The sequence below is a fragment of the Allosphingosinicella sp. genome, from assembly GCF_036570505.1.
GTDB lineage: Bacteria > Pseudomonadota > Alphaproteobacteria > Sphingomonadales > Sphingomonadaceae > Allosphingosinicella.
The window spans coordinates 17,417-42,774 of record NZ_DATCYB010000082.1 but is presented as its reverse complement, the minus strand read 5'-3'; the positions used below and the strand labels follow the sequence as shown (position 1 = coordinate 42,774).

General features: G+C 65.4%; 31 protein-coding genes. 11 read left to right on the top strand and 20 right to left on the bottom strand.

Features of this window, described 5'->3' with window-relative positions:
• Positions 1 to 152 precede the first annotated feature (152 nt).
• Both VIR62_RS10310 and VIR62_RS10305 read right to left on the bottom strand, forming a co-directional pair.
• Positions 153 to 593, bottom strand: coding sequence for a YcgN family cysteine cluster protein (locus VIR62_RS10310; RefSeq protein WP_431871015.1), 441 nt, complete (start codon positions 591 to 593; stop codon positions 153 to 155).
• Positions 581 to 1,189 (bottom strand): SCO family protein, encoded by a 609-nt coding sequence (locus VIR62_RS10305; RefSeq protein ID WP_431871008.1) that lies wholly within the window; start codon positions 1,187 to 1,189, stop codon positions 581 to 583. Before VIR62_RS10305 ends, VIR62_RS10310 begins: the two co-directional genes overlap by 13 nt.
• Positions 1,190 to 1,240: 51 nt before the next feature.
• On the opposite strand from VIR62_RS10305, the gene VIR62_RS10300 reads away from it, so the two are divergent.
• Positions 1,241 to 1,846 carry an ankyrin repeat domain-containing protein gene (locus VIR62_RS10300; protein WP_431871006.1) on the top strand — a complete coding sequence of 202 codons (606 nt, stop codon included), beginning with the start codon at positions 1,241 to 1,243 and terminating at the stop codon, positions 1,844 to 1,846.
• Here VIR62_RS10300 and VIR62_RS10295 read toward each other — a convergent pair.
• From VIR62_RS10295 to VIR62_RS10245, 11 genes are all read right to left on the bottom strand, one after another.
• Complete coding sequence (locus VIR62_RS10295; protein ID WP_431871004.1) at positions 1,843 to 2,334, bottom strand: MmcB family DNA repair protein; 492 nt, start codon at positions 2,332 to 2,334, stop codon at positions 1,843 to 1,845. The genes VIR62_RS10300 and VIR62_RS10295 overlap by 4 nt on opposite strands.
• An 87-nt stretch (positions 2,335 to 2,421) precedes the next feature.
• Positions 2,422 to 3,120, bottom strand: coding sequence for a cell wall hydrolase (locus VIR62_RS10290; RefSeq protein WP_431871003.1), 699 nt, complete (start codon positions 3,118 to 3,120; stop codon positions 2,422 to 2,424).
• Between the two features lie 163 nt (positions 3,121 to 3,283).
• Positions 3,284 to 3,625, bottom strand: coding sequence for a DUF1491 family protein (locus VIR62_RS10285; protein ID WP_431871001.1), 342 nt, complete (start codon positions 3,623 to 3,625; stop codon positions 3,284 to 3,286).
• Positions 3,625 to 4,071, bottom strand: coding sequence for a PaaI family thioesterase (locus VIR62_RS10280; protein WP_431871014.1), 447 nt, complete (start codon positions 4,069 to 4,071; stop codon positions 3,625 to 3,627). Before VIR62_RS10280 ends, VIR62_RS10285 begins: the two co-directional genes overlap by 1 nt.
• Positions 4,072 to 4,081: 10 nt before the next feature.
• Complete coding sequence (locus tag VIR62_RS10275) at positions 4,082 to 4,549, bottom strand: PTS sugar transporter subunit IIA (RefSeq protein WP_431871000.1); 468 nt, start codon at positions 4,547 to 4,549, stop codon at positions 4,082 to 4,084.
• 74 nt (positions 4,550 to 4,623) lie between these two features.
• The gene (gene hpf, locus VIR62_RS10270; protein ID WP_431871012.1) at positions 4,624 to 5,202 is read right to left on the bottom strand and encodes a ribosome hibernation-promoting factor, HPF/YfiA family; all 579 of its coding nucleotides are present in this window, start codon (positions 5,200 to 5,202) and stop codon (positions 4,624 to 4,626) included.
• 53 nt (positions 5,203 to 5,255) lie between these two features.
• The gene (gene dnaQ / locus VIR62_RS10265; protein ID WP_431870998.1) at positions 5,256 to 5,963 is read right to left on the bottom strand and encodes a DNA polymerase III subunit epsilon; all 708 of its coding nucleotides are present in this window, start codon (positions 5,961 to 5,963) and stop codon (positions 5,256 to 5,258) included.
• 7 nt (positions 5,964 to 5,970) lie between these two features.
• The gene (gene coaE, locus VIR62_RS10260) at positions 5,971 to 6,564 is read right to left on the bottom strand and encodes a dephospho-CoA kinase (RefSeq protein ID WP_431870996.1); all 594 of its coding nucleotides are present in this window, start codon (positions 6,562 to 6,564) and stop codon (positions 5,971 to 5,973) included.
• Complete coding sequence (locus tag VIR62_RS10255) at positions 6,561 to 7,394, bottom strand: shikimate dehydrogenase family protein (protein ID WP_431870994.1); 834 nt, start codon at positions 7,392 to 7,394, stop codon at positions 6,561 to 6,563. The genes coaE and VIR62_RS10255 overlap by 4 nt, the downstream gene beginning before the upstream one ends.
• A gap of 22 nt (positions 7,395 to 7,416) precedes the next feature.
• A complete protein-coding gene (locus tag VIR62_RS10250; RefSeq protein ID WP_431870992.1) occupies positions 7,417 to 8,007 on the bottom strand; it encodes a Maf family protein in 591 nt (196 codons plus the stop codon).
• On the bottom strand, positions 8,004 to 8,822 hold the full coding sequence (locus VIR62_RS10245; RefSeq protein ID WP_431870991.1) for a pyruvate, water dikinase regulatory protein: 819 nt from the start codon (positions 8,820 to 8,822) through the stop codon (positions 8,004 to 8,006). Before VIR62_RS10245 ends, VIR62_RS10250 begins: the two co-directional genes overlap by 4 nt.
• Positions 8,823 to 9,181: 359 nt before the next feature.
• Between VIR62_RS10245 and hemE the strand changes: the two genes are divergently transcribed.
• The 4 genes from hemE (at position 9,182) to VIR62_RS10225 (ending at position 12,817) form a co-directional block, all read left to right on the top strand.
• Positions 9,182 to 10,207, top strand: coding sequence for a uroporphyrinogen decarboxylase (gene hemE, locus VIR62_RS10240; RefSeq protein ID WP_431870989.1), 1,026 nt, complete (start codon positions 9,182 to 9,184; stop codon positions 10,205 to 10,207).
• On the top strand, positions 10,204 to 10,665 hold the full coding sequence (locus VIR62_RS10235; RefSeq protein ID WP_431870987.1) for a CopD family protein: 462 nt from the start codon (positions 10,204 to 10,206) through the stop codon (positions 10,663 to 10,665). The genes hemE and VIR62_RS10235 overlap by 4 nt, the downstream gene beginning before the upstream one ends.
• A 156-nt stretch (positions 10,666 to 10,821) precedes the next feature.
• Positions 10,822 to 12,078, top strand: coding sequence for a transcription termination factor Rho (gene rho / locus VIR62_RS10230; RefSeq protein ID WP_431870985.1), 1,257 nt, complete (start codon positions 10,822 to 10,824; stop codon positions 12,076 to 12,078).
• A gap of 25 nt (positions 12,079 to 12,103) precedes the next feature.
• Positions 12,104 to 12,817: a YjbE family putative metal transport protein gene (locus VIR62_RS10225; protein ID WP_431870983.1), complete on the top strand. Its 714-nt coding sequence runs from the start codon at positions 12,104 to 12,106 to the stop codon at positions 12,815 to 12,817.
• Between the two features lie 6 nt (positions 12,818 to 12,823).
• On the opposite strand, the gene VIR62_RS10220 is transcribed toward VIR62_RS10225, so the two are convergent.
• The 3 genes from VIR62_RS10220 to VIR62_RS10210 all read right to left on the bottom strand — a co-directional run bounded on the left by VIR62_RS10220 (position 12,824) and on the right by VIR62_RS10210 (position 14,864).
• Positions 12,824 to 13,099 carry a hypothetical protein gene (locus VIR62_RS10220; RefSeq protein WP_431870981.1) on the bottom strand — a complete coding sequence of 92 codons (276 nt, stop codon included), beginning with the start codon at positions 13,097 to 13,099 and terminating at the stop codon, positions 12,824 to 12,826.
• An 89-nt stretch (positions 13,100 to 13,188) separates the two neighbouring features.
• Positions 13,189 to 14,169 (bottom strand): quinone oxidoreductase family protein, encoded by a 981-nt coding sequence (locus VIR62_RS10215; protein WP_431870979.1) that lies wholly within the window; start codon positions 14,167 to 14,169, stop codon positions 13,189 to 13,191.
• Positions 14,166 to 14,864 carry a dienelactone hydrolase family protein gene (locus tag VIR62_RS10210; RefSeq protein WP_431870977.1) on the bottom strand — a complete coding sequence of 233 codons (699 nt, stop codon included), beginning with the start codon at positions 14,862 to 14,864 and terminating at the stop codon, positions 14,166 to 14,168. The genes VIR62_RS10215 and VIR62_RS10210 overlap by 4 nt, the downstream gene beginning before the upstream one ends.
• Before the next feature lie 82 nt (positions 14,865 to 14,946).
• Between VIR62_RS10210 and VIR62_RS10205 the strand changes: the two genes are divergently transcribed.
• The 6 genes from VIR62_RS10205 to VIR62_RS10180 all read left to right on the top strand — a co-directional run bounded on the left by VIR62_RS10205 (position 14,947) and on the right by VIR62_RS10180 (position 20,708).
• Positions 14,947 to 15,177, top strand: a complete 231-nt coding sequence (locus VIR62_RS10205; protein ID WP_431870975.1) for a DUF6489 family protein — start codon at positions 14,947 to 14,949, stop codon at positions 15,175 to 15,177.
• Entirely contained in the window at positions 15,174 to 16,463 is a 1,290-nt protein-coding gene (mnmE, locus tag VIR62_RS10200) for a tRNA uridine-5-carboxymethylaminomethyl(34) synthesis GTPase MnmE (protein ID WP_431870974.1), read from the top strand. The genes VIR62_RS10205 and mnmE overlap by 4 nt, the downstream gene beginning before the upstream one ends.
• 68 nt (positions 16,464 to 16,531) lie before the next feature.
• On the top strand, positions 16,532 to 18,397 hold the full coding sequence (gene mnmG / locus VIR62_RS10195) for a tRNA uridine-5-carboxymethylaminomethyl(34) synthesis enzyme MnmG (RefSeq protein WP_431870972.1): 1,866 nt from the start codon (positions 16,532 to 16,534) through the stop codon (positions 18,395 to 18,397).
• On the top strand, positions 18,398 to 19,039 hold the full coding sequence (gene rsmG, locus VIR62_RS10190) for a 16S rRNA (guanine(527)-N(7))-methyltransferase RsmG (RefSeq protein WP_431870970.1): 642 nt from the start codon (positions 18,398 to 18,400) through the stop codon (positions 19,037 to 19,039).
• Complete coding sequence (locus VIR62_RS10185; protein ID WP_431870968.1) at positions 19,039 to 19,821, top strand: ParA family protein; 783 nt, start codon at positions 19,039 to 19,041, stop codon at positions 19,819 to 19,821. Before rsmG ends, VIR62_RS10185 begins: the two co-directional genes overlap by 1 nt.
• Positions 19,818 to 20,708: a ParB/RepB/Spo0J family partition protein gene (locus VIR62_RS10180; protein WP_431870966.1), complete on the top strand. Its 891-nt coding sequence runs from the start codon at positions 19,818 to 19,820 to the stop codon at positions 20,706 to 20,708. Before VIR62_RS10185 ends, VIR62_RS10180 begins: the two co-directional genes overlap by 4 nt.
• A gap of 4 nt (positions 20,709 to 20,712) precedes the next feature.
• Here VIR62_RS10180 and holA read toward each other — a convergent pair whose 3' ends face one another.
• From holA to VIR62_RS10160, 4 genes are read right to left on the bottom strand one after another with little or no spacing between them, the layout of a single operon-like run.
• A complete protein-coding gene (holA, locus tag VIR62_RS10175) occupies positions 20,713 to 21,738 on the bottom strand; it encodes a DNA polymerase III subunit delta (RefSeq protein ID WP_431870965.1) in 1,026 nt (341 codons plus the stop codon).
• A complete protein-coding gene (gene lptE, locus VIR62_RS10170) occupies positions 21,735 to 22,229 on the bottom strand; it encodes an LPS assembly lipoprotein LptE (RefSeq protein ID WP_431870963.1) in 495 nt (164 codons plus the stop codon). Before lptE ends, holA begins: the two co-directional genes overlap by 4 nt.
• Complete coding sequence (gene leuS, locus VIR62_RS10165) at positions 22,226 to 24,760, bottom strand: leucine--tRNA ligase (RefSeq protein WP_431870962.1); 2,535 nt, start codon at positions 24,758 to 24,760, stop codon at positions 22,226 to 22,228. Before leuS ends, lptE begins: the two co-directional genes overlap by 4 nt.
• A 29-nt stretch (positions 24,761 to 24,789) precedes the next feature.
• Positions 24,790 to 25,227 carry a DUF3576 domain-containing protein gene (locus VIR62_RS10160; protein WP_431870961.1) on the bottom strand — a complete coding sequence of 146 codons (438 nt, stop codon included), beginning with the start codon at positions 25,225 to 25,227 and terminating at the stop codon, positions 24,790 to 24,792.
• Positions 25,228 to 25,358 lie beyond the last annotated feature (131 nt).

Below are 25,358 nucleotides of genomic sequence, written 5' to 3'. Positions count from 1 at the left end.
CCCAGTCAAGCGCACGACGGCGCGAGACGCCGCGCGGAACCGTCAGCACCACCGCGCCGGTGCGCGGATCGACGCGGAGCCGCAGGACGCGCGCACGCGCCGATGGCTTGACGATCAGGTTGGCGCTGATCGCGCCCGCCTCGAAGCTCAGCTCAGAGGTCACGGTCGACGAGATGGTGCTCGAGATCACCCGCCTCGGCCTCGGCCACCGTCCAGCCCCTGACCGACATGCCCGCGGCGTGCACCGATTCGCGGTCGCCGCTGACGAGGTAGTGCCATTCCGGCAGGGGTTCGCCCGCCGCCCGCAGCCGGTAGGCGCAGGTCGATGGCAGCCAGGAAAGCGCGCCGACCTTGTCCGCGGTCAGCCGCACGCAATCGGGCACGAACGCCTTGCGCCCGCGATAATGCGTGCAGCGGCAACTGTCCCGGTCGAGCAGCTTGCAAGCGACGTTGGTCGGGTAGATTTCGCCGGTGGCGTCGTCCTCAACCTTGTGGAGACAACATTTGCCGCATCCGTCGCACAGCGCCTCCCATTCGGCGCGGGTCAGCGCCGCCAGCGGCTTCTCCCAGAACCTGTCGCTTACTTCACCCAGCGCTTTATCTCCTCGGCGATGGCGTCGGCGCCCTTGTCATGGGGCACGATGGCGATCGGCTCGCCCTCCGGGCCGAACAGCAATGCGATTCGCGAGTGGTTGACGAGATAATCGCTCGCGCCCTCGACCTCTTCCTTCATGTAATAGACGCCGTAGCGTTTCGCCACATCGGCGATCTCCTCCGGTGTGCCGGTGAGGCCGACAAGGCGCGGATGGAAGGCGGCGACATATTCCTTGAGGACCGGCGGCGTATCGCGCTCCGGATCGACGCTGATGAAGATCGGCTGGACCCTGGCGGCGACCTCGGGGTGGTTTTGCTCCAGCTGCCGCAGCGCCTGTCCGATGATCTGGAGGTCGACCGGACAGACATCCGGACAATAGGTGAAGCCGAAATACACCAGCCGGTACCGACCGGCGAAGTCGGTATCGGCGACGCGCTCGCCATCCTGATTCGTCAGGGTGAAGCCGCCGCCGATCGACGCCCCCGCGAGCGGCGGCGTTTCCTCTTCGCCGGGCGCGCAGCCGGCGAGCAGCAGCGAAAGAAGGAGGGCGAGAAGGCCGAAGAGATTGCGTTCGTTCATGGCACCGGCAGCCATGCTTTGCTATGACGTCGTGATCAAGCCGGCATAGAGCAGGGAATAATTATCGTGATCCGCAAAGTCATCGCCGCCTTCGGGGCCGCCGTCGCCCTTGGCCTCATAGCCTCGCCCGTAGCGGCGCAGATAAACTCCGACAGCTATAAATTCCTGGAGGCGGTCAAGAAGCGGGACGGCACGACCGTAACGGACCTGGTGTCGGTGCCGGGGTCGGTGGTGATCAACACCACTGGCGGCGAATATGACGACGGTGCGCTGCACACCGTCGTGCGGCGACGCGACTATGCCTGGCTCAGCTTTCTTCTCGGCAAGGGCGCCGACGCCAATATCCGCAACGGCGAAGGCAATACTCCCCTCGCGCTCGCTGCCCAGCTCGGCTGGGTCGAGGGTGCGCGGCTGCTGCTCGGGGTCGGTGCCCAGGTCAATGCGGCCAACAGCCGCGGCGAGACGCCGCTGATTTTCGCCGTCCACCGCCGCAACCTGCCCATGGTGCGACTCCTGATGCAGGGAGGAGCCAATCCCAATCATACCGACAGCATCGCCGGCTATTCCGCGCTTGATTATGCCAAGCGGGACCGCCGCGCGGCCAATATTGCCAAGGCGCTCGAAGAGGGTCCGTCAAAACCGACGAAGGAAGTGTCCGGCCCCGTCCTTTAATCCAGCCCGGCAAGCCCGGGATCGAGATCGCCTGCAAGGCGTCGCGCCGCGCGCCGCGCGAATCGCAGCGTCTCCGCCTTGCGCCGCGCAGCCGCCAGCTTGCGCATAGGGGCATCCCTCAGCACGGCCGCGTCATAGCGGTCGGCAACGATCAGGCCCGCCACGTCGGGGCCCAGCGCCGCCGCCTCGAAAAGATCGAGATTGAACCCGGTCGGCACCGCCCAGAAGAAGCGGTCGCAATAATCGAGATAGTCCGGCCATTTCTGATCGCCGAGCAGGTCGGCTCGCGACACCTTGATCTCGACGATGGTGAGCAGCCCCCTGGGGCAGAGCGCGACCATGTCCGCGCGCCGCCCGTTGGGCAGCGGCACTTCGCAGATTCCGAACAGATCCTGCCGGCAGAACAGCCGCGCCAGGCCGCGGGCGACGTCCTGCGCGACCAGCGGCTCGTCGGCAAAGCAGCGCTCGGGACTCGGAAGGGACGCCATCGCGCGACCCTAGAATGAAAAGGGAACAGATGAAAGATGGGAGTGGGGTTCGCTCGCTTTCTTCAGCGAGCAAACTTCCCACCCCGCTTAACGATAGAAGACGTGGTTGCCGACGGAGGCGACTCGGGTGAGGCCGCGCCAGCTCGGCCGCACATAGGTGGCGTGGAAGAACATCGCCGTTGAAACGGCGCTGTCGGCCAGATCCTGCTTGGCGATTTGCGCGATCGCCACGGCCCGGTGCCAGGCCGCGCTCGAGCGCGGCACGGAGGGGATGTGGCCACCACGAACGAAGGAGAATTGGTTTCGCTGCTTCACGACGCCGCAGATCGTGTCGGGGAATTTGGGGGATTTGACGCGGTTGAGGATGACCTCCGCGACAGCGAGCTGACCCTCCAGCGGCTCGCCCTTCGATTCGAAATAGACGGCGCTGGCGAGGCATTCGAGCTCTCCGCCGGCGATATCGGCGCTGGCATAGTCGGCGACGAGCTCGTCGAGCGGCCGTTCTTCGCCCATCTCGACAATATCCATGCCGGTTTCAGCCACGGCGGCGACGGCGTGCGTGGCCACGGGAGTCGAGAAATCCACGTCATGGGCCAGCCGGGCGGGCCCTTGCGAATTGGTTGCCAGCGCGCTGCCGTCCAGGTCGGCCGAGGCGTGGTCGATATAGCGCGACGTGATCGGCGCCGCTTCCACGTCCCAGGCCATTGAAGGATCGGCAAAGGCCGCCGACGCTGCCATTGTGACGAAAGCCGCCGCGTAGGTCGCGGCGCGAGTGAGAGAAAACATTCAGCCACTGACTATGGCGGTTGGTCGATCGCGGCGATGCCTGACTATCGGCATTGCTGATCTTCCCTCCGACTTGCGTGCCGCACGCCGACCTAGGCGTGTCTCGCGGCCCCCGCTCCCGAGCAAAAGTGCTCCGCCGGCCTGATTGTGCGGCGCAACAGGGTCAATCGAAATCGTTCATTTCGTCGGCGAACCGTTCCGCAGACGCGATATCCAGTTCCAGAACCCAGATATCCGGGTCGAATTTTTGCCTTCGCGCAAGGAACTTTTCAAATTCATCATCGTTTTCAGCGGCTTCGCCAACGGCTTCCTGCCAGGCATAATCACCCGTGGGCTGCAGGATCCGCTCCATGATCCGCAGTTTTCTGCCCCTTTCGGCCAATATCACGAGCACGGCTCCGGCCGTCGGGTCGCCCTTCGCCAGCACAGCGGCATAGCCTCCCTCCGACTCGGCGCGCCGCATCAGAGCGGTGACGAAGACCGAGCTGGAGAGTCGCGGCTCCATCACTCTCGATAGCCATCCAGGCTGGTGAGGGAGATATGCGAGCGCATGAACGTCCCCGTTCCGCGCGCCGCCTCCTCGCCGGCGGCATCGATCAGCCGCGCGTCGCCGACGAACACGCGTCGCCGCCCGCTCACCCAGCGACCCTCGGCGATCACCTCGCCGCCCTTCAGCGGCCGGGTGAAATTGAGGTTGAAGGCGGTGGTGAGGAGAAAGCGATCGGTCACCAGGCTGTTGCAGGCGTAGAAGGCGGCATCGTCCATCATCTTGAAGTAGAGTGTGCCGTGGGCGGCGGCGGCGGCATGGTGGACGCGGTCATCCACGACGAATCGTATCCGTGCAAAGCCTTCCTCGACAATCTCGATCGTCGATTCAAACAGCGCGTTGATGGGGGCATGACGATAGAGGGATTCGAGCGCACGGTGATGGGCGTGCGCGCCGACGGCCATGTCGCCGGTCTCAGGCGGCGTCACGGGTTTCCGACGCGGCCAGCAGCGCGAACAGCGCGTCCCTGGACCTCGCGCCTCTTAGCTTGGCCGCGGTCGCCCGGTCCCTCAGCGCCCGGCTGACGCCGGCCAGCGCCTTCAGGTGGTCGGCGCCGGCGTCGGGGGGCGAAAGGAGCAGGAAGACGAGGTCGACCGGCAGATTGTCCACCGCCTGGAATTCGATCGGTGCGCTCAACCGGGCGAAATAGCCGAACATCCGATCCAATCCCTCGATCTTGCCATGGGGAATGGCGGTGCCCCCGCCGAACCCGGTCGAGCCCAGCCGCTCGCGCTCGTTCAGCGTCACGACGATATCCTTGGCGCGCAGGCTCGTCTTTCGGGCCGCCGCCGTCGCCAGTTGCTGGAACAGGGCTTTCTTGTTGCTGACGGTCATCGCCGCATCGACGCTGTCGGCGGCCAGAAAATTGGAAAGATCGCTCATTATACACCGCAAGGAGGCACCGACGCCCCCGTCCTGATCCAGTAAAGACGCGGGTCCCACCCGCATGAGATGGCCTAGCCGCGTTGCGGCTCGACCCAGCCGATGGTCCCGTCGCCCCGTCGATAGACCATGTTGAAGCTGCCCGTGCCGCTGTTGCGGAAGAGGAGCGCATTGGTATTGCGAAGGTCGAGCAGCATCACTGCGTCTGACACGCTCGCATCGGGAATGTCGACCCGCGTTTCGGCGACAATGGGCGGATGGGCGACCGGCGCCGCTTCTTCCTCAGACACCGCAAAGACCGTGTAGCCGGCATCGGTAGAGATTTCCGCGAGCGCTTCGACGGGCGTGGCGCCGTGCCGGTCCTTCAGCCGTCCCATGTAACGTCGGAGCTGCTTCTCGACCCGTTCAGCGGCCTGATCGAAAGCGGGATGCGCGTCGGCGGCCTGGCCGGATCCTTTCAGGATCACGCCCTGCATGACATGGGCGACGATGTCGCAGGTAAAGGCGTGGTCGTGAGGTCCCTTGCCGAATGTCACGGTGGCCGAGATCGTGCGCTCGAAATATTTATCGGCGATGGCGCTTAGCCGTTCCTGGACATGCTCCTTGAGAGCCTCGCCGGTATCGACTTGATGACCAGAGACCCGGATTTCCATCATATTCTCCAGTTACAATTTGGCCGCCGGATAGGCCGCCCATCGGCTTTCCGTCAACCGCACCCCTCCAGTCGATGCCATATGGGGTCGACGAGCCCGGCTACAAATGCGGCATGCCGCGCGAGCTCCGCCTCCGAGGGCTGGTGCGGCCGGGGCGGTCGGATCGGAAGGACGATCGGCGAGGCCTCAGCGACACGCTCCCGGCCTGCTTCGCCGGTCGCCGCGGCGACGGCCAGCGAGAGACCGATCTGGCGGCCGCCGGTCAGCTCGACATAGACCTGCGCCAGCAGCTGCGCGTCGATCAACGCGCCGTGCTTGACGCGCAGGCTGCGGTCGATTCCGTAGCGTGTGCAGAGCGCATCGAGACTGTGCTTGGCGCCGGGATGCCGTTGCCGCGCCAGCACCAGGGTATCGACCATCCGGGTCATGCAGACGAGTGAGCGCCCGCACGCCCCAAGCTCATGGTTGAGGAAGCCAAAATCGAAGCTGGCATTGTGGGCGACCAGCGGGCTGTCGTCGATGAACTCCATCAGGTCTTCGCACAATTCATGGAAGCCCGGCTTGTCGGCAAGAAAGGCGTCGCTGAGGCCGTGGACGGCCTGCGCTTCGCTCGGCATCGGCCGGCCGGGATTGAAATAGGCATGGAAGGTGCGGCCGGTCTCGACCCGGTTCACCAGCTCGACGCACCCTATCTCGACCATGCGGTCTCCGGCGAGCGGGCTGAGGCCCGTCGTCTCGGTATCGAAAACAATTTCGCGCATGCCTTCCTTATCGGACGGAGCGGCCCGCCAGACAAGCAATGATCGCACGCACGGCCGCCCGCGTTTCGTCGAAGGAGCCGCCCGTCTCTATGACGAAATCGGCCCGCGCCCGCTTTTCCGAGTCGGGAATCTGAAGCGCCCGAATGGCCTCGAATTTTTCCTCCGTCATGTCGGGCCGTGAAAGCACGCGTGACTTCTGAATGTCGGTCGGAGCGGAAACCACGGCGATCTTGTCGACCGCTTTCCAGCCGCCCTTTTCGAACAGCAGTGGAATATCGAGCACGACCAAGGGCGCGCCGCGATGCTCGGCGAGGAATGCCTGCTTCTCCCGGGCAACGGCCGGGTGGATCAACGCTTCAAGCCGGCGGAGCGCGCTCCGCTCGCCCAGCACCGCTTCGGCAAGCGCCGTCCGATTGACTCCCGCCGCGCCGGTCGTGCCGGGGAAAAGGGTCTCGATCTCCGCCACCAGAGCGCCCTTCCGGCCCTGCAGCCGATGCACGACCGCATCCGCATCGAACACCGGCACGCCTTCTTCGGCGAACATTGCGCCGACCGTCGACTTGCCCATGCCGATCGATCCGGTGAGGCCGAGAACGATCATCGGATGAGAAGCTTACGAAGCTCGGCGTCGTGCTCGCGCGGCGCGGGGGCACCGAAGAAGAGCTCGAAGGCGGGCGCCGCCTGCCCGATGAGCATGGAGAGGCCACCGACGGTGTGGAGCCCGATCTTTCTCGAATGGCGCAGCAGCCCGGTTTCCAGAGGCGCATAGACCGTGTCGAAGACCGTCGCATTGGCGTCGACATTGGCAAGCCCGTCGATTACGTCCGGAATCATCGGTGGTTTCCCGGTCATTCCGAGCGGCGTCGCGTTTACCATGATCGACGCGTTACTCATCGCGGCCGGAACGTCATTCATCCCCAGGACCTCGACCGGTGCACTGAATCCCTGCACCAGCCTCTCCGCCTTGCGCACATCACGCGCCAGAATCCGCAAGGCCGCTATGGGCTCATTATAAAGGCGGCACAGCACCGATCGGGCCGCGCCTCCGCTCCCGATCAGGCATATGATCGCCCCGTCGAGCTTGGCATCGCGAAGCGCCCAGGCGACGCCGGCGATGTCGGTGTTGGTGCCCCAAAGACAGGACAGGGGCGTGCGCGCGATGCAGTTTACGGCCCCCACGAACCGGCAAAGGCCGGCGGGCGATTCAACGAGGCCGGCCGCGATTTCCTTCAAAGGCGCCGTGACGTTGCAGCCGCGCCACCACAGGTCATTGCGCCTTGCATCAAGATAACCCGGAAGCTCGCCCCGGCTGATGCGGATAGGGCGATAGTCACCGCGAAGCCCCAGCTTCTCGAGCCAAAATTTATGAATCAGCGGCGATTTGCTGTGGTCGACCGGATCGCCGATAACTTCGGCATAGGGAACGCCCATCAGCCGCTCCCACGCGCCGCAGTCATGACCCGAGCACGCCCCTTTCCCTCAGATAGGCGAGCAGCGGCAGCAAGGGCAGGCCGAGGATGGTGAAATAACTGCCCTCCATCCATTCGAACAGCTGCACGCCGCGGCCTTCGATCAGATAGCCACCGACGCTATGACGGATGTCTTCATACTCAAGGTCGAGATATCTCTCGATGAACTCGTCGCTCAAGGGCCGCATCGTCAGCCGCGCCGTGTCCACCTGCCGCCACACGATCTTGCCGTTCTCCGCCGCCACGACCGCCGAGTGCAGAAAGTGGCTCTTGCCTCTGAGCAGCTTAAGCTGAGAGCGCGCATCGGCTCGCGAGGCGGGCTTGTCGAGCATGCCGAAGTCGCCAAATTCCAGAGTCTGATCCGAACCGATGACCAGCACCTTGGGCGCATCGATGCTGAGCGCCTTCATTTCCGCCAGCCCCTTGGCCACGGCGTGCGCGGCGAGGCCGTCGCCCCTGAGCTCCGCCTTGCTCTTCTCCTCATTGACGAGCGATGAGCGCGCCTCGAACTTGATGCCGGCCGCTTGCAGCATGTTGCGGCGGGTTTCGCTAAGCGAAGCGAGGATCAATTTCATACTTCACTATACTCCCGCTGCTCGCACAGCTTCACAATCGCAAAAGCGGTTTCCTCGATCGACCGGCGGGTGACGTCGATCACCGGCCAGCCATTGTCCGCGAATATCCGGCGCGCGAAGGCGAGCTCCGCATTGACCGCGTCGAGATCGACATAATCCGTCTCCGCCGTCTGATTCAACGACAGCAATCGATTGCGACGGATCTGGATCAGCCGGTCGGTGCCTGTCGTCAACCCCACGACAAGCGGATGCTGCAGGGCGAAGAGCGATGGCGGCGGCGGCGATTCCGGAACGAGAGGAAGATTCGCCACTTTGTAGCCGCGATTGGCGAGGTAGATGGACGTCGGCGTCTTCGACGTCCGCGATACGCCGGCGAGCAGGATGTCCGCCTCCTCCCAATTCTCCGCGCCGACGCCATCATCATGCGCGATGCTGAACTGGATGGCATCGACGCGGGCGAAATATGCGGCGTCCAGCGCGTGCTGCCGGCCGGGCCGGGCCTTGGCCTGCTGACCCAGCACCGCCGATAGGGCATCGACGACCGGATCGAGCGCGGAGACGGCATGAATGCCGCGCCGGCGACACTTCCGCTCGAGCTCGCGGCGTATGTTGCTGTTGACCAACGTATAGAGGACCAGCCCGGGCCGCCGCTCGATATCGTCGAGCACCCGGTCGAGATGCCCTTCTGAGCGCACCATCGGCCAGAAGTGCCTCAGCACATCCACGCCGTCGAATTGCGCAAGGCAGGCCTTCGCCACGACCTCGAGCGTCTCGCCGGTCGAGTCCGACAGAAGGTGGAGGTGAAGCTGACTCATGCCGGAATGCCTTCAGCCAGGATGCCCGGCCAATAGTTTCGAAACCATCCCAAAGCCCCCTGTGGAAAACCTTGGGGAAAGCGCTAGCGGAAGCCTCGGGACGCTTTCAAGAAATGCTTTGCTCCCCATTGTCCGGATTCGATCCACAGTTTCACGAAGAGTGAAAAAGTTCCGCGATTTCCCTGTGGATAGCGGGGATAGGGCCCGCGAATCCGCAAAGCTTGGCGCGGCCCTTGGAGTCAAGCTGTTTGCAAAAATGGTGGGAGGCAATAAACCCCGGTTTCCCTCGCCCAACAACCTTCATCAGACTCTCTTATATATAGACTCTATAGATTAAGAGCGGAGCCGATCGCCCTTCCATGTCCGGTTCGACCAAGCCTCTCCTCAAGGCCATGAATGGCGGAAATCCGGGAAAAACGCCGGTCTGGCTGATGCGCCAGGCGGGCCGCTATCTCCCTGAATACCGGGCGCTTCGAGCCGAGAAGGGCGGGTTCCTCGACCTCGTCTACGACAGCGATGCGGCGGCCGAGGTGACTCTTCAGCCGATCCGCCGTTTCGGTTTCGACGGCGCCATTTTGTTCTCCGACATCCTGATCGTGCCTCATGCCCTGGGGCAGGGCCTGCGCTTCGAGGCCGGCGAGGGACCGCGTCTGTCGCCGCCGCTGGTCGATGCCTCGCTCGCCTCGCTGGAGGTCGTTCCAGGGCGTCTGGAGCCGATTTACAGGACTGTGGAGAAAGTGAAAGCGGCGCTTCCCGCGGAAACCACCTTCCTGGGCTTCGCCGGCAGCCCCTGGACGGTGGCGACCTACATGGTTGCGGGTCAGGGCAGCCGGGAACAGGCCGAGGCCAGGCGCTACGCCTATCGCGATCCGGAGGCGTTCGCGGCAATCATCGATGCCGTTGCCGACATGACAGTCGACTATCTGTCGGGACAGGTGCGTGCGGGCGTGGAAGCCGTGCAGCTGTTCGACAGCTGGGCCGGCAGCCTCTCGCCCGACCAGTTCGAGCAATGGGTGATCGCGCCCAGTGCCCGGATCGTTTCCAGCTTCAGGGCCCGTCATCCCGACGTGCCCGTGATCGGCTTTCCCAAGGGCGCCGGCGGAAAGCTCATCGCCTATGCCCGCGAGACCGGCGTGGATGTGATCGGGATCGACGAGACGGTCGGTCCCGAATGGGCGGCCCGAAACCTTCCGTCCGACCTTCCCGTCCAGGGCAATCTCGATCCCCTGGCGCTGATCGCCGGCGGCAAGGCGCTTGAAAAGGCGGTGCAGCGTATCATATCAGCGTTCGAAGATCGTCCGCATATCTTCAACCTGGGGCATGGCATCCTGCCGGACACACCGATCGCGCACGTGGAACAGCTGCTCGAACTGGTGCGCCAGTGAACGGCCCCTTCGATCTTGGGACAGCTCTCGATTTGACCTATCTCTGGATCAAGGCCGCCCACATCATCTTCGTGATCTTCTGGATCGCCGGGCTGTTCATGCTGCCGCGTTTTTACGTCTATCACCAGGAATCGACCCCCGGTTCGGTCGAGGAGCAGCGCTGGATCGAGCGCGAGAGGAAGCTCAGGAATATCATCATCACGCCGGCGATGATCCTGGTGTGGGTGCTCGGACTGACGCTGGCCTATATCACCGGCGCCTGGACGCAGGGTTGGTTCCACGCCAAGTTCGCGCTCGTTTTCCTTCTGTCCGGCTATCACGGCTACATGGTCGGCTATGGCAAGAAGCTGGCGAAGGGCGAGCGCAAGGCGAGCGGCAAGGCGCTGCGCATCATGAACGAGGTGCCCGGTATCGCCACCGCGATCATCGTCATCCTGGTCATCGTCCGGCCGTTTTGATTGCCGAAAGCCGCTTTTCCCTCCGCTTGACTTGAATTAGGGTGGAGCCTAACGCCGCCCCAAGTCGTTAGCCTGCCGTTCGCGCAGACATCTTCCCACCGAAAGCCGTTTCCCCCGCGCTTTGGACGACCGTATCCAGATTTTTTCGAGAAACCTATGCATCTCAAAGACTTGAAGCAGAAAACCCCGGCCGAGCTCGTGGCCATGGCCGAAGAGCTTGGCGTCGAAGGCGCCTCGACGCTCCGCAAGCAGGAGCTGATGTTCTCCATCCTGAAAGTACAGGCCGAGAATGGCCAGGAAATCATGGGCATGGGCACAATCGAGGTTCTGCCAGACGGCTTCGGCTTTCTGCGCAGCCCCGACGCCAACTATCTCGCCGGCCCCGACGATATCTACGTCTCGCCCAACCAGGTCCGCAAGTTCGGCCTCAGGACCGGCGACACCGTCGAGGGAGAGATCCGCGGGCCCAAGGACGGCGAGCGCTATTTCGCGCTCGTCCGCCTCAGCCAGGTCAATTATGACGACCCCGAGGCCGTCCGCCACCGTGTCAACTTTGACAATTTGACGCCGCTCTATCCCGACGAGAAGCTGACGCTCGACAGCGCCGATCCCACGATCAAGGACAAGTCCGCGCGCGTCATCGACATCGTCTCTCCCCAGGGCAAGGGCCAGCGTGCCCTGATCGTCGCGCCGCCGCGCGTCGGCAAGACGGTGCTCCTCCAGAACATCGCCAAGGCGATTACCGACAACCACCCCGAGGTCTATCTGCTCGTCCTCCTGATCGACGAGCGGCCGGAGGAAGTCACCGACATGCAGCGCTCGGTCCAGGGCGAGGTCATCTCCTCGACCTTCGACGAGCCCGCGCAGCGCCACGTCCAGGTCGCAGAGATGGTGATCGAGAAGGCCAAGCGGTTGGTCGAGCATAAGAAGGATGTGGTCATTCTGCTCGACTCCATCACCCGCCTCGGCCGCGCCTACAACACGGTCGTGCCGAGCTCGGGCAAGGTGCTGACCGGCGGCGTCGATGCCAACGCGCTGCAGCGGCCCAAGCGCTTCTTCGGTGCCGCGCGTAATATCGAGGAAGGCGGCTCGCTCTCGATCATCGCCACGGCCCTCATCGACACCGGCTCCAAGATGGACGAGGTGATCTTCGAGGAGTTCAAGGGCACCGGCAATTCCGAGATCGTCCTCGACCGCAAGGTCGCCGACAAGCGCATCTTCCCGGCGCTGGACGTCGGCAAGTCCGGCACCCGCAAGGAAGAGCTGCTGGTCGATCCGGCCACCCTTTCCAAGATGTGGGTGCTGCGCCGCATCCTCATGCAGATGGGTACGGTTGACGCGATGCAGTTCCTTCTCGACAAGATGAAGGATGCCAAATCGAACGAGGACTTCTTCGCTTCGATGAACCAGTAACCGGCACAAGGCGCTCGCGGACCCGATGCTCGATTTCATCTTGAACTTCTCGGTTTCCCTCGGCGGCCCGGGGGCGATCTGGGACGCGATCGTCCACGATTTCTCGAACCTCGGCAGCCCGGCCGCCCTTGCCGCCTTCGGCCAGGTGCTGATGATCGACATCATGCTCGCCGGCGACAATGCGATCGTCGTCGGCGCGCTTGCCGCCGGCCTCCCCGCCGATCAGCGCCGCAAGGTGATCCTGATCGGCATCGTGGCCGCGCTCGTGCTGCGCATCATCTTCGCCCTCATGGTCACCTGGCTGCTCGGTATCGTCGGCCTGGTTCTGGCCGGTGGTCTCCTTCTCCTGTGGGTCGCCTTCAAGATGTGGCGCGACCTGCGCCATGCCGGCGAATCACCCGGCTCGGCCGAAATCCATGGCGATGAGCATTCGGGCCTGAGGCCCGCCAAGAGCTTCGCCGCGGCCGCCTGGGCCGTCGCGGTCGCCGATGTATCGATGAGCCTCGACAACGTGCTCGCGGTCGCCGGCGCCGCCCGCGACCATCCGGGCATTCTCGTTATCGGTCTCGTCCTGTCGGTTGCGCTGATGGGCGTCGCCGCCAACATCCTCGCCAAATATATCGAGCGCTACCGCTGGATCGCGTGGCTGGGCCTTGTCGTCATCGTCTATGTGGCGCTGAAGATGATCTGGGATGGCTGGACGGACGTCCAGCCCTATACCGCGGCCTTCTTCGGCTGACGGCGGTCAGCTGCGGTTCTGGTGGCTGAAGAGCGCAGGAGCGTCGGATTCCTTGCGCTGGGCGGCGGTTTCCTTCGCCGAATCCTGAACGGTGAGCTGAAATCCTGTGACGATCACGTCGCCGCGCTCGACATGAAAGACGGTCTTCATCTGGATCTGGCGATCGAAGCCGTCTTCGGGTGCGCCCAGCGCCTCCTCGGCATTGCCCGCGAGCAGGGCGCGGACGTCCTCCAGATCATATTCGACCGTCGTAACCTTGCTGGTCCTTACCAAGCGCGTCATCGTCTGATCCTTAGCCTGCCGAGACGAACCCGCACGAATAACCCTTAATCGCGGCAAAAGGGAGTCGAATGCGGCCCTACCTTCGCGAGTCAGGGAAGAAGGATGGCCGAGCCGGTCGTCGCCCGCGCCTCGAGGTCGCGATGGGCGTGGGCGGCGTCGGTTAAGGAATAGCGCGCGCCGATATGCACGGGCGCATACCCCTCGCCGACCATCTCGAACAGGCGCTGGGCCGACGCCCTCAGTTCCTCCGGTGTCGAAATATAGTCGGCGAGGGTCGGCCGGGTGACGAAGATCGAGCCCGCCTTGGTGAGGTCGAGCGCGCGAAAGGGCGGCACGGGCCCCGATGCGTTGCCGTAGGTGACGAGCAGGCCACGCTTCGCCACCGATGCCAGCGACTCGGTCCAGCTTGCGGCCCCGACGCCGTCGAATACGACCGCCACGCCCTCTCCGTCCGTCAGCGTCCGGACCTGCGCCGCCAACCCATCTATTGAGCCACTCAAGGCGTGATCGGCGCCGAATTCGCCGGCCCTCTCCGCTTTCTTCGCGCTTCCGGCATGGGCGATGACCGTCGCGCCGATCGCCTTCAGCCAGGGAACCAGGATCGACCCCACTCCGCCGGCTGCGGCGTGAACGAGCACGGTGTCGCCCCGCTTCACGCGGGCGCAGCGCTCGATGAGATACTCCGCCGTGCAGCCTTTCAGCATGATGGCGGCGGCGGTCTCGCTGCTGATGGGGCCGGGTATCGCGACCGCGCGTTCGGCGGCGACGATGCGGTGGGTCGCATAGGCGCCGACCGGGCCGGAGAAGCAGCCCACCCGGTCGCCGACCCTGAAATCGCCGACGCCTTCGCCCACGGCCTCGACGACGCCGGCCCCTTCGCTGCCGAGGCCGGACGGAAGCGGGAGCGCGTAGAGGCCGGAGCGCTGATAGGTGTCGATAAAGTTGAGGCCAACCGCCTCTTGCCGGATCAGGATCTCGCCGCGGCCCGGCGTCAGCTCGCGGATGGGCTCGCGCATGATGACCTCCGGTCCACCCGTTTCGCGGATGATCAGCCGATAGCGTTCGCTCATGCGAGATGCCGCGCGAAAAATTCCTCGGTGCGCCGGTCCGCCAGCCGCGCCGCGCCCTCGCTCCGGCGCTGGCCCATCTCGGTCGCGAAGCCGTGATCCTCGCCCGGATAGTCGTGCAGCGTGACTTTGGGGTGATCGTCCAGCCCCGCGTGCATTTTCGCCTGGGTCTCCTGGTCGACGAAATGGTCGGCGCCGGCGATGTGGAGCATGAGCGGGCGGGAGATGGCGTTCTTCTCGCGAAGGAGGTTGTCGACCCCGACCGCGTAATAGCCGACGCTGGCGTCGATATCGGTGCGGGCTGACGTCATGAAGGCAAGCCGGCCGCCGAGACAATAGCCGATGCAGCCGACTTTGCCATTTCTGTTCAGGTGTTTACGTGCCTCGCGGATGGTCGCTTCGATGTCCCTGATGCCCTGGTCCTGGTTGAACTTGCCCATCAGGTCCAGCGCCTGCTTGAACTCGCTCTCGACGTCGGGATCAAGCTCCACGCCGGGCTTCAAACGCCAGAAGAGGTCGGGCGCGAGCGTGAGATAGCCGAGGTTTGCCATATGGTCGCATTTGCGGCGGATGCCTTCATTGACGCCGAATATCTCCTGGATGACGATGATCGCCGCCTTGGGCGTCCCGTCGGGTTTCGCCTCATAGGCCGGGAAGCTGCCGTCCCCCTCCAGCGTGTCGATCGCGATCATGGCCATGGCGTCTCTCCTCCTTGCGTCGCGGCGGCGACTATACACATAAGGCCAGGCCCGCGGACAATGACCCAGGGAGACGAAAGCCATGAAAGTCACGGTCGATGTCGATTGCACGCCCGAGGAGGCCCGCCGGTTCCTAGGGTTGCCGGACCTGACGCCGGTCCATGTCGCCTATGTCGAGAAGATGCAGAAGATGATGGCCGACGCAATCACGCCGGATGTCATGGCGGAGACGATGAAGGCGTGGGGGCCGATGAGCGAGGCGGGGCTGGGCCTGTGGAAGCAGATGGTCGACCAGATGAGCGGGAAGACGTGACCGCGCCCGCCGGTTCCACCATTTACGCGCTTTCGTCCGGGAATCCGCCTGCCGCCATCGCCATTGTCCGCGTCAGCGGATCGCGGGCGGACGACGCGGTGGCAGCACTCGCGGGGCGACTGCCCGAGGCGCGGCGGCCGACCCTCAGCCTGCTCAGCGATCCTGGAAGCGGCGATCCGCTCGATCGTGCCCTCATCCTGCGGTTCCCCGGCCCGGCGAGTTCGACAGGCGAGGACCTTGCCGAATTTCATCTTCACGGCGGCCGTTCCGTCGTGGCCGCGGTGTTGGCCGCCCTCGCCTCGGTCGAAGGGCTGAGGCCGGCGGAGCCCGGCGAGTTCACGCGCCGCGCGTTCGAGAATGGGCGTATCGACCTGTCGGAGGCCGAGGGCCTGGCCGATCTTCTCATGGCCGAGACCCAGTCCCAGCGGCGCGCGGCGCTCGCGCTCGCGGGCGGGGCGCTAAGCCGCCGCGTCGACGACTGGCAAGCCCGGATTCTTTCGCTGAGCGCGCAGCTGGAGGCATCGCTCGATTTCGCCGACGAGGGCGATGTCGACGACCTTCCGGCGGGCTGGATCGAGGCGCTCGAGGCTCTGGTGAGCGATCTGGAGACCGCGCTCGCGCGCCCGCCGATCGAGCGGCTGCGTGACGGGGTCCGCGTCGTCATCGCCGGGCCACCGAACATCGGAAAGTCAAGCCTTCTCAATGTATTGGCTGGCCGCGAGGCGGCTATTACCTCCGCCGTGGCGGGCACCACCCGCGATCTCGTGGAGGCGCCTACGGCCATCGGTGGCGCGCCCTTCCTCCTCGTCGATACGGCCGGCCTGCGGGAGAGCGGCGATGTGATCGAGACCATCGGGGTAGAGCGCGCCCGCGCCAGCCTCGCGGCCGCCGACATTATCCTGTGGCTCGGCGAGGCGCCCGCCTGCCCCGATCCCGCCCGATCCATCGTCGTCCACTCGAAGGTGGACATGGTGCCGGGAGGGCCGGGCGCCGCTTGCGCGGTGTCGGCGGTCACCGGGGAAGGGATCGACCGCCTGATCGCACTCTTGTCGGAACGCTCGCGCGCGTTGCTTCCGCGGGAGGGAGAACTGGCGATCAACGCGAGGCACCGAGCCCTTCTCGCGGAAGCGTTGACTCATCTCCGATCGGCGGAAGCGGAGAGCGATCCGGTCCTTGTCGCCGAATCGCTTCGCCAGGCCCGCGCCGTGCTCGACCGCATCACCGGGCGCGCCGGCGTCGAGGATATGCTCGACGCGCTGTTCGGCACATTCTGCATTGGTAAATGAAGTGTTTCACGTGGAACGCTCGCCGCGCCGTCATGACAAAGCGGCGCCCGTTCGTTAAAGGCCCAGCCATGTCTGCTGAGTTCGACATCATTGTCGTCGGCGGCGGCCACGCCGGCACGGAGGCCGCGGCAGCCGCCGCGCGCATGGGCGCGGCCGTCGCTCTGGTCAGCTTCACGCGCGAATCGATCGGCGCCATGTCCTGCAATCCGGCGATCGGCGGACTCGGCAAAGGACATCTGGTGAGGGAGGTGGATGCCTTCGACGGCTTGATCGCGCGCGCGGCGGATCATGCCGCCATCCATTATCGCCTGCTCAATGCCAGCAAGGGCGCGGCCGTCCGGGGCCCACGAGTCCAGGCCGACCGGCGGCGCTACAAGGCTGCGATTCACGAGCTGCTCGCGACGCAGGAGGCGCTTACGATCGTCGAGGGCGAGGCCGCGTCGCTTTGCCTGGAGGCGAACGGCACCCCGCGCGTGGTCGGCCTCGGGCTGGCCGATGGGCGCGAGCTGCGGGCCGACGCGGTCATTCTGGCAACGGGCACGTTCCTGGGCGGCAAGCTTCATTTCGGAATGAGTCATTGTGCCGGCGGCCGGGTCGGGGAACGCGCCGCGACGGCGCTGGCCGATCAACTGAAGGCGCTCGACCTGCCCCTCGCTCGTCTCAAGACGGGAACTCCGCCGCGTCTGGATGGACGGACCATCGACTGGGCCGTTCTCGAACGGCAGCCGTCGGACGACGACGATTGGACGATGTCGTCAATGGGCGAAGGCCGGGTGGCGTCGCAGCTCTTCTGCGCGATCACTCGAACCAATCACCGCACCCACGACATCATTCGGGCGAACCTGGATCGCTCGCCGCTCTTCGCCGGCGAGATAACCGGCGTCGGGCCCCGCTATTGTCCGTCGATCGAGGACAAGGTCCATCGCTTCGCGGATCGCGACGGGCACCAGATTTTCCTGGAACCCGAGGGGTTGGACGATCCTCTCATCTATCCCAACGGAATTTCCACCTCCCTGCCGGCCGGCGTCCAGATCGAGATGGTTCGTTCGATGGCGGGACTGGAGAGGGTAGAGATCGTTCAGCCCGGCTACGCCGTCGAATATGATTATGTCGATCCGCGTATTCTCGAGCCGACGCTTGCGGTTCGGCCGGATCGGATCGTGGGCCTCTATCTGGCCGGGCAGATCAACGGCACGACCGGTTACGAGGAGGCCGCCGCCCAAGGCCTCGTCGCTGGCGTCAATGCCGCGGCGGCCGTAGCGGGCAGGCCGCCGGTCCTGTTCGACCGGAGTGACAGCTATATCGGGGTTATGGTCGACGACCTCGTGCTGCAGGGCGTCACCGAACCGTATCGCATGCTCACCGCCCGGGCCGAATATCGCCTCCGGCTTCGTGCCGACAATGCCGACGCGCGACTCACCCCCCTCGCGATGGAGGCCGGCTGTGTCTCGTCGGAGCGACGCGCGGCGTTCGCCGCGTCGCGTCGGGAGCGCGACCGCATCGAGGCCCAGCTGGCGCCGCTCTTCAGTGGGCGTCAGCTCAACGATGCCGGTGTTTCGGTGCGTGACGATGGTGCGAAACGAAGCCTCGGCGAATGGCTGCGTTTCCCGGAGCTCGACAAGGGGGGATTGTTGCGAGCCGCCCCCGCCCTCGCCGGCGCCGATCGGACAGCTTTGGACGAAGCGATCCAGGACCACCGCTATGCGCCTTATGTCGCCAGGCAGCAGGCCGAGATCGTCAAGCTCAGGGCCGACGACGCGGTCCGGATCCCCGACGATTTCGATTATGCGCGCGTCCCCGGATTATCCAATGAAATGGTGGAGCGGCTGTCGGCGTCGCGTCCGCCCAGCCTGGGCGCGGCCAGCCGGATACGCGGGGTCACGCCCGCGGCCCTCGCCGCCATTCTGGTGCATGCCCGACGCCGGGCGGCCTGAATGAAGGAGGTCGAGGCGCAGCGATGGTTAATGGATCATTGCAGTGTTTCACGTGAAACACTGGGGCGCCTGCAAGACTTTATTAACCTTTTGAGGTCGGAGAACGAGCGGCAGAATCTCGTGGCGCGCGCGACGCTGGAACAGGTCTGGGCACGCCACATCGTCGATTCGGCTCAACTTCTCGTTCATGCCCCCGCCGAGGCGTCGTCCTGGCTGGATCTTGGGACGGGCGCCGGATTTCCCGGCCTCGTCGTCGCGATGCTGCATCGCAGCAGAGTGACCCTGGTCGAGGAGCGCAAGAAGCGCGTCGAATTCCTGCGCGCCGCGGTGGCGGTGCTCGGCATAGAAGAGCGATGCGACATCGTGCCGCTGAAGGTGGAGCGGATGGAGCCGGGTTCGTTCGACGTGATAAGCGCCCGGGCGTTCGCGCCGCTCGACAGATTGCTGGCTCTGGGCCAGCGGTTCGCCACGCCCAAGACACGCTGGGTCCTTCCCAAGGGACGAAATGCGCAGTCGGAACTGGCAGCGGCCGAATCTTCATGGCAGGGTGTGTTTCGGATCGAACCCAGTATCACCGACGCTGAAGCCGGGATCATCGTCGCGGAGCAGGTTCGTCCTCGGGTCAAGGGGAAGCGCGGGTAATGATCAGGATAGCGGTGGCCAATCAGAAAGGCGGCGTCGGCAAGACCACGACCGCCATCAACCTTGCCACGGCGCTCGCCGCGACCGGCTGGAAGGTGCTGCTCGTCGATCTCGACCCCCAGGGCAACGCCTCGACCGGGCTCGGCATCGACCACGCCCACCGCGAGCGATCGAGCTACGAACTGCTGCGCGGCGACTGTTCGCTCGGCGAGGCGGTGGTGCAAACCCGTGTTCCCCGCCTCGACCTCGTCCCCGCCACCGTCGACCTCTCCGGCGCCGAGATCGAGCTCATCGATTTCGAACAGCGTACCCATCGCCTCGAAGAGGCGCTCGATGCCGGGTCGCCCGGTCGATGGGACATCTGCCTGATCGACTGCCCGCCCTCGCTCGGCCTGCTGACGGTCAACGCGCTGGTCGCCTCCCAGTCGATCCTGGTCCCGCTCCAGGCCGAATTCTTCGCGCTCGAGGGGCTCAGTCAGCTCCTGAAGACGGTCGAGCGCGTCCGCTCCGGCTTCAATCGCAGCCTCTCCATCCTCGGCGTGGCGCTTACCATGTACGACCGGCGCAACAACCTTTCCGGGCAGGTCGCCGACGATGTCCGCGCCGTGCTCGGCAAGGTGGTGTTCGAGACCGTCATTCCACGTAACGTCCGCCTCTCCGAAGCGCCGAGCCACGGCCTGCCCGCCCTCATCTACGATCACCGCTGCCCGGGATCCGAGGCTTACATGTCGCTGGCCCGCGAGCTGATCGGGCGCCTGCCCAAGCCGGCCGCCGCCGCATGAGCGAAGAAACTCCCCACCGCAAGCGTCCGTCCGGCCTGGGCCGCGGCCTTTCCTCCCTGCTCGGAGAGGTGGAGCAGGAAGCGCCCGTCTCGGGAGCTGCGCCGCGTGGCGGCATTCAGATGCTGTCCGTTTCCAGCATCGAGCCGCATCCGCATCAGCCGCGCCGCTATTTCGATGAAGAGGCGCTGGCCGAGCTTGGCGAATCGATACGCTCGCGCGGGCTCATCCAGCCCATCGTCGTCCGCCCCTTCGGTCAGGGCTATCAGATCGTCGCCGGCGAGCGGCGCTGGCGGGCGGCGCAGAAGGCGCGGCTCCACGAGATTCCCGCCCTCGTCCGCGATTTCGACGATGTCGAAACGCTGGAAGTCTCGATCGTCGAGAACATTCAGCGCCAGGACCTCAACGCAATCGAGGAGGCGGAAGCCTACAAGCGTCTCATCGATGAGTTCGGCCATACCCAGGAAGCGCTTGGGCGGCTCGTCCACAAGTCGCGCAGCCATGTCGCCAACCTGTTGAGATTGCTTGACTTACCGGAGAAGGTGCGTGGCTATGTCGCGTCCGGCGAGCTGGACATGGGCCACGCCCGCGCGCTCATAAAATCGGACGATCCGGAGGCGCTCGCGCTCGAGGTCATCAACCGCGATCTTTCCGTCCGCGAGACCGAGAAGCTCGTGCGTGCCGGCAAGCCCAAAAAACCGCGCCCCGGGCCCGTGGCCCATAAGGACGCCCATGCGGATATCGAGGCGCTGGAGCGCCAGCTCGGCGACATGCTCGGCCTTCGGGTCAAGATCACGCACCGTCCCGACGGCGGCACGGTCGCGCTGGGCTATTCCTCGCTCGACCAGCTCGACATGATCTGCCAGCGTCTCAGCGGGGAGAAGATATAGCGGCCTAGCGGAGCCGGGCTGCCTGGCGACAGATGGCGAACAGCTCCTCGTCGGCGGCGAGCGGACCCAGGCCGCCCGACGCCTTTACCTGCCGCTCGGCCTCCAGCAGCCGCGCCACGCCCTTGGCGATGAGGTCCGACCGCCACCGTGAAAGCTGCGCGGCGACGGCCTCTTTTTCCTTCCAGAATATGGACTTGCCCTGTGCCGCCATGACGGCACCGACGCTGCTCCCGCGCTCGACTTCGGCGCGAAGCCTGGCCAGCAGCATCATCCGCCTCAGCACCGCCCGGATCAGCGATATGCCCTCGATACCCTCGCTCTTGAGACGCAGCAGCTCCGCCCGCAGCATTGCGGCGTCCCCGCCGCCGACGCTGTCGACGAGGCGGCTGAGGTCGCCGCCTTCGCTCGCCGCTCCTACCGCATCGACGACATCATGGTCGATCTCCCGCGGCCGATCGGGCGCCGCATCAACGAAAAGCGCGAACTTGCCCAGTTCCTGCGCGATCAACGCGCGGTTGCCTCCGCTTGAATCGGCGATACGTCGGGCGACGTCCGGACGAATGTCGAGGCCCTCCTCCCGCCCCATCTCCGCCACCAGCCTCTCCGCGTCGCGCCCTTCCGGCGCATAGCTGGCGAAGGCGAGCGCGGATTTCTCGGCGATTGCCAGTTTTAGGAGCTTCGTCGACGGCCTCAGCGCGCCCGCGACGATCGCGACCGGATTGCCCGCGGTCGGCGCCTCGATCAGCGCCTCGACCGCCGCCAGCACTTCGTCGCCCGACGCCTCGACCACGATGTAGCGGGCGCCTCCGAAGAGCGAGATCGAGGCGGCCTCGTCGGCGAGCCTGGCCGGGTCCGCCTTCAGCTCCGCGCCGCCGAGTTCGATCCTTTCCGCTTCGGCGCCCATGGCCGCCCCCAGCACCTTCGCCAGCGCCCGCGAGCCCGCCTCGTCCGGCCCGTGCAAGAGGACAAAGCGAGTCGCGTTGTCCGGCGCCTTCAGCGCGCTCTCTATCTGCGCCTTGCTGGCCTTCACTGCCCTTCGCCGGTCCGCGCCACATAGAGGGCGACGCGCGAGACGATCTGATCGGCGACTTCCTCCGTCAGCCGTTCCAGCGCCGACTGTTCAGCGGCGACCGTGGCATATTCCGAGCGAACCACGTCGATTCCGGCATCCGATCCGGCCGTGGCGTCGAGCACCACCGTCCCCAGCGAGGCATCGACCAGTTGGTAGCGGGCGCGCAGCGACCGCCGCTCGCGCGTTACCGCGTTATCGGGACGGATGCCGAAGCCGGTAATGTCGTCATCCAGCTCGATCTCGAGCCGATAGCGCGCCGCCTCTCCTTTCGCGCCGAGCCGGTCCTCCAGCGCCGTCCGCACCAGCCAGCCGGCACGCCCCTCGATCGGCGCGACATCGACCGAACGAAGTGTCGTGGCCACCGCCCCGTCGCCACCACCTCCGTAGAGCGGCCGCAATGTGCATCCGCTCAGCAGCAGCATCATGGCAAGGGCGGCGGCCCGAATCATGCGACGAGGTTCACCAATCGGTCCGGCACGACGATCACCTTCCTCGGCGCCTTCCCGTCTAGGATACGCACGACCTTTTCCGACGCCAGCGCCATCTCTTCCACCGTCTCTCGCGCCGCGCCCTTGGGAGCGATGATCGTGTCGCGCAGCTTTCCGTTCACCTGCACCGCGATCGTCACCTCGTCCTCGACCAGCAGCGCCGGATCGACATCGGGCCAGGATTGGTCGGCGATCAGCCCCTCGCGCCCGAGCGCCGCCCAAGCCTCCTCGGCGAGATGCGGCACCATCGGCGCGACCAGAAGCAGCATCGCCTCGACGGCCTTGGCGCGGGACGCTGAAGCCGGAGCTTTCTCGACCGTGTTGGCAAGCTCGTAGATGTTGGCGACCGCCTTGTTGAAGGCGAGCGATTCGATGTTGGCCGCGACGCTGGCAATCGTTCGGTGGAGTTTACGGTCGAGCGCCTCGTCCGCGCCATCGCCCAGCCAGGTCGAGCGTCCGCCGGCGCCGGCGCTCATCCGCCACAGCCGCTGGACGAATCGCCAGGCGCCCTCGATGCCGGCCTCGCTCCAGGCGAGGTCGCGTTCGGGCGGGCTGTCCGACAGCATGAACCAGCGGACGGCGTCGGCGCCATATTGATCGACGATCGGCTCCGGATCGATGGTGTTCTTCTTGGATTTGGACATCTTCTCGACGCGGCCGGCCTCGACCGGCTTGCCGCTCGCGGTCTCGACCAGCGTGCCGTCCCGCTCGTCGATCTCGTCGGGGCTCAGCCAGCGGCCATCCGTGGCCCGATAGGTCTCATGAGTCACCATGCCCTGGGTGAAAAGGCCCTTGAACGGTTCCTCTATGTCGAGCCGACCGATGCGCTTCAGCGCCCGCGTCCAGAAGCGTGCGTAAAGGAGGTGGAGGATCGCATGCTCGACCCCGCCTATATACTGGCCGACCGGGAGCCAGCTTTCCGCCACGGCGCGGTCGAACGGCCCGTCGTCGGGCTGACTGGCGAATCGAATGAAATACCAGCTCGAATCGACAAACGTATCGAGCGTGTCGGTCTCGCGCCGGGCGACGCCGCCGCAGGTCGGACACGGAACCTGGCTCCAGCCCGGGTGCCGATCGAGCGGATTGCCCGGAGTGTCGAAGGTCACGTCCTCCGGCAGCACGACCGGCAGCTGGTCGCGCGGCACCGGGACGGGCCCGCAGGCCTCGCAATGGATGATCGGAATCGGCGTGCCCCAATAACGCTGGCGCGACACGCCCCAGTCGCGCAGCCGCCACACGGTCGTGCCCTGGCCCCAGCCATCCTGTTCCGCGCGGTGAATGACCTCCCGAACGCCCTCTTCGGCGGGAAGGCCGTCGAGGAAGCGCGAATTCACTAGCAGGCCGGGACCGGTATAGGCTTCCTCGCCGATCGGCGCGTCGGCTTCGTCGACGCTGGGGGCGACGACGCGGGTCACCGGAAGGCCGTATTTGCGGGCGAACTCCAGGTCGCGCTGATCGTGCGCGGGACAGCCGAAGACGGCGCCCGAGCCGTAATCCATCAGCACGAAATTGGCGACGTAGAGCGGCAGCTTCCAGCCGGCATCGAACGGATGGATCACGCTAGCGCCGGTGTCGAAACCCTTCTTTTCCGCCGTCTCCAGCGCCGCGGCGGTCGTGCCGCCCGCTTTGCAATCCTTGATGAAGGCGTCGAGCGCCTCATTCTTCCCGGCCAACACCGTCGCGATCGGGTGATCGGGCGAAATGGCCGCGAAGCTCGCGCCGAAGATCGTGTCGGGGCGGGTCGTGAAGACCTCGAAATCCGTTGCGCCGCCTACCGGCTCGCTCAGCTGGAAGCGGAACTTGAGGCCCTGGCTCTTGCCGATCCAGTTCTCCTGCATCAGACGGACCTTGTCGGGCCACTGGTCGAGCTCGTCGAGGCCGTCGAGCAACTCCTCGGCGAAGTCGGTGATCTTCAGGAACCACTGGTTGAGCTTTCGCCGCTCGACCGGCGCGCCGGAGCGCCAGCCCCTGCCGTCGATCACCTGCTCGTTGGCGAGCACGGTCATGTCGACCGGATCCCAGTTCACCTCGCTCTGCTTGCGATAGACGAGACCCGCCTCGAAGAGGTCGAGGAACAGCGCCTGTTCGTGGCCGTAATAATCGGGCTCGCAGGTGGCGAGTTCCCGGCTCCAGTCGAGCGCGAAGCCGAGGCGCTTCAGCTGTGCCCGCATGGTGTCGATATTGGCGCGGGTCCAGGCGCCGGGATGGACCTTCTTCTCCATCGCCGCATTCTCGGCCGGCATGCCGAAAGCGTCCCAGCCCATCGGGTGGAGGACCTCGAAGCCCTTCATCCGGCGGTAGCGGGCAAGGACGTCTCCCATCGTATAGTTGCGGACATGGCCCATATGGATGCGCCCCGAGGGATAGGGGAACATCTCGAGGACGTAGGATTTCGGCTTTACGCTGTCGTCGGAGGCGTGGAAGGAGCCTCGCTCCTCCCAGATTTTCTGCCAGTGCGCATCGGCCTTGAGCGGATTGAAGCGCGATGCCATCGCTTTGATTTACCTTATGATCTGGGCATTCAGCCGTTCACGGCGTTTCGGCGGAGCTCGCGCGCCTTGGTGAGGATGATCTCCTCGAGCTTCTGCACGGTCGCCGCGGCGACCGGCGCCTCGGTCCACTGGCCGTTCTGATTGACCTGGCGCGAGGCGGCGACCCTGAGGGCATCGGCGCGGAGGTCGCTGTCGAGGATGGTGGCGGTCACCTTCACCCGCTCACCCGGCGAGTTCGGGTCGGCATACCAATCGGTGACGATCACGCCGCCGGCCGAATCGACCTGGGCCATCGGCGCGAAGGAAAGCGTGTCGAGCGCGGCCCGCCACAGATAGGAGTTGACGCCGATAGTCGTCGTCTGGGCGGCGGCAAGGTCGGCCGCGGGGATTTCCCGGTTGCCCGCGCAGGCCGACAGCGTTGCGGCGCAGACGAACGTCAAGCCGATAGAAACAGCGCGGGAGGCCATGTGCATTTCCTTGAAAAACGAGTATCGGTTGCCGCCGTTATAGATATCGCCGCGCGGGCGGCAAGCGGTCTCTGGCCAGCGGCAGCGCGGCGGTTTCATCTCACAGCAATCCGGTTTGTGGAAAAGATGCA

What these genes read in the sequence shown, in the direction of transcription:
- VIR62_RS10280 (WP_431871014.1), bottom strand. Translation starts at nt 4,071, where the DNA reads ATGGCCGTCGGCGCGCACGCCCATCACCGTGCGCTCGAATCCCTCTAT.
- leuS (WP_431870962.1), bottom strand. Translation starts at nt 24,760, where the DNA reads ATGGCATCGCGCTTCAATCCGCTCAAGGCCGATGCGCACTGGCAGAAA.
- hpf (WP_431871012.1), bottom strand. Translation starts at nt 5,202, where the DNA reads ATGGAAATCCGGGTCTCTGGTCATCAAGTCGATACCGGCGAGGCTCTC.
- VIR62_RS10285 (WP_431871001.1), bottom strand. Translation starts at nt 3,625, where the DNA reads ATGGAGCCGCGACTCTCCAGCTCGGTCTTCGTCACCGCTCTGATGCGG.
- VIR62_RS10305 (WP_431871008.1), bottom strand. Translation starts at nt 1,189, where the DNA reads ATGGCTGCCGGTGCCATGAACGAACGCAATCTCTTCGGCCTTCTCGCC.
- VIR62_RS10255 (WP_431870994.1), bottom strand. Translation starts at nt 7,394, where the DNA reads ATGGGCGTTCCCTATGCCGAAGTTATCGGCGATCCGGTCGACCACAGC.
- coaE (WP_431870996.1), bottom strand. Translation starts at nt 6,564, where the DNA reads ATGATCGTTCTCGGCCTCACCGGATCGATCGGCATGGGCAAGTCGACG.
- VIR62_RS10160 (WP_431870961.1), bottom strand. Translation starts at nt 25,227, where the DNA reads ATGGCCTCCCGCGCTGTTTCTATCGGCTTGACGTTCGTCTGCGCCGCA.
- mnmG (WP_431870972.1), top strand. Translation starts at nt 16,532, where the DNA reads ATGTCTGCTGAGTTCGACATCATTGTCGTCGGCGGCGGCCACGCCGGC.
- VIR62_RS10245 (WP_431870991.1), bottom strand. Translation starts at nt 8,822, where the DNA reads ATGAGTCAGCTTCACCTCCACCTTCTGTCGGACTCGACCGGCGAGACG.
- rho (WP_431870985.1), top strand. Translation starts at nt 10,822, where the DNA reads ATGCATCTCAAAGACTTGAAGCAGAAAACCCCGGCCGAGCTCGTGGCC.
- VIR62_RS10225 (WP_431870983.1), top strand. Translation starts at nt 12,104, where the DNA reads ATGCTCGATTTCATCTTGAACTTCTCGGTTTCCCTCGGCGGCCCGGGG.
- VIR62_RS10290 (WP_431871003.1), bottom strand. Translation starts at nt 3,120, where the DNA reads ATGTTTTCTCTCACTCGCGCCGCGACCTACGCGGCGGCTTTCGTCACA.
- lptE (WP_431870963.1), bottom strand. Translation starts at nt 22,229, where the DNA reads ATGATTCGGGCCGCCGCCCTTGCCATGATGCTGCTGCTGAGCGGATGC.
- VIR62_RS10185 (WP_431870968.1), top strand. Translation starts at nt 19,039, where the DNA reads ATGATCAGGATAGCGGTGGCCAATCAGAAAGGCGGCGTCGGCAAGACC.
- VIR62_RS10215 (WP_431870979.1), bottom strand. Translation starts at nt 14,169, where the DNA reads ATGAGCGAACGCTATCGGCTGATCATCCGCGAAACGGGTGGACCGGAG.
- rsmG (WP_431870970.1), top strand. Translation starts at nt 18,398, where the DNA reads ATGAAGGAGGTCGAGGCGCAGCGATGGTTAATGGATCATTGCAGTGTT.
- VIR62_RS10220 (WP_431870981.1), bottom strand. Translation starts at nt 13,099, where the DNA reads ATGACGCGCTTGGTAAGGACCAGCAAGGTTACGACGGTCGAATATGAT.
- hemE (WP_431870989.1), top strand. Translation starts at nt 9,182, where the DNA reads ATGTCCGGTTCGACCAAGCCTCTCCTCAAGGCCATGAATGGCGGAAAT.
- VIR62_RS10275 (WP_431871000.1), bottom strand. Translation starts at nt 4,549, where the DNA reads ATGAGCGATCTTTCCAATTTTCTGGCCGCCGACAGCGTCGATGCGGCG.
- VIR62_RS10205 (WP_431870975.1), top strand. Translation starts at nt 14,947, where the DNA reads ATGAAAGTCACGGTCGATGTCGATTGCACGCCCGAGGAGGCCCGCCGG.
- VIR62_RS10250 (WP_431870992.1), bottom strand. Translation starts at nt 8,007, where the DNA reads ATGAAATTGATCCTCGCTTCGCTTAGCGAAACCCGCCGCAACATGCTG.
- dnaQ (WP_431870998.1), bottom strand. Translation starts at nt 5,963, where the DNA reads ATGCGCGAAATTGTTTTCGATACCGAGACGACGGGCCTCAGCCCGCTC.
- VIR62_RS10210 (WP_431870977.1), bottom strand. Translation starts at nt 14,864, where the DNA reads ATGGCCATGATCGCGATCGACACGCTGGAGGGGGACGGCAGCTTCCCG.
- VIR62_RS10295 (WP_431871004.1), bottom strand. Translation starts at nt 2,334, where the DNA reads ATGGCGTCCCTTCCGAGTCCCGAGCGCTGCTTTGCCGACGAGCCGCTG.
- VIR62_RS10180 (WP_431870966.1), top strand. Translation starts at nt 19,818, where the DNA reads ATGAGCGAAGAAACTCCCCACCGCAAGCGTCCGTCCGGCCTGGGCCGC.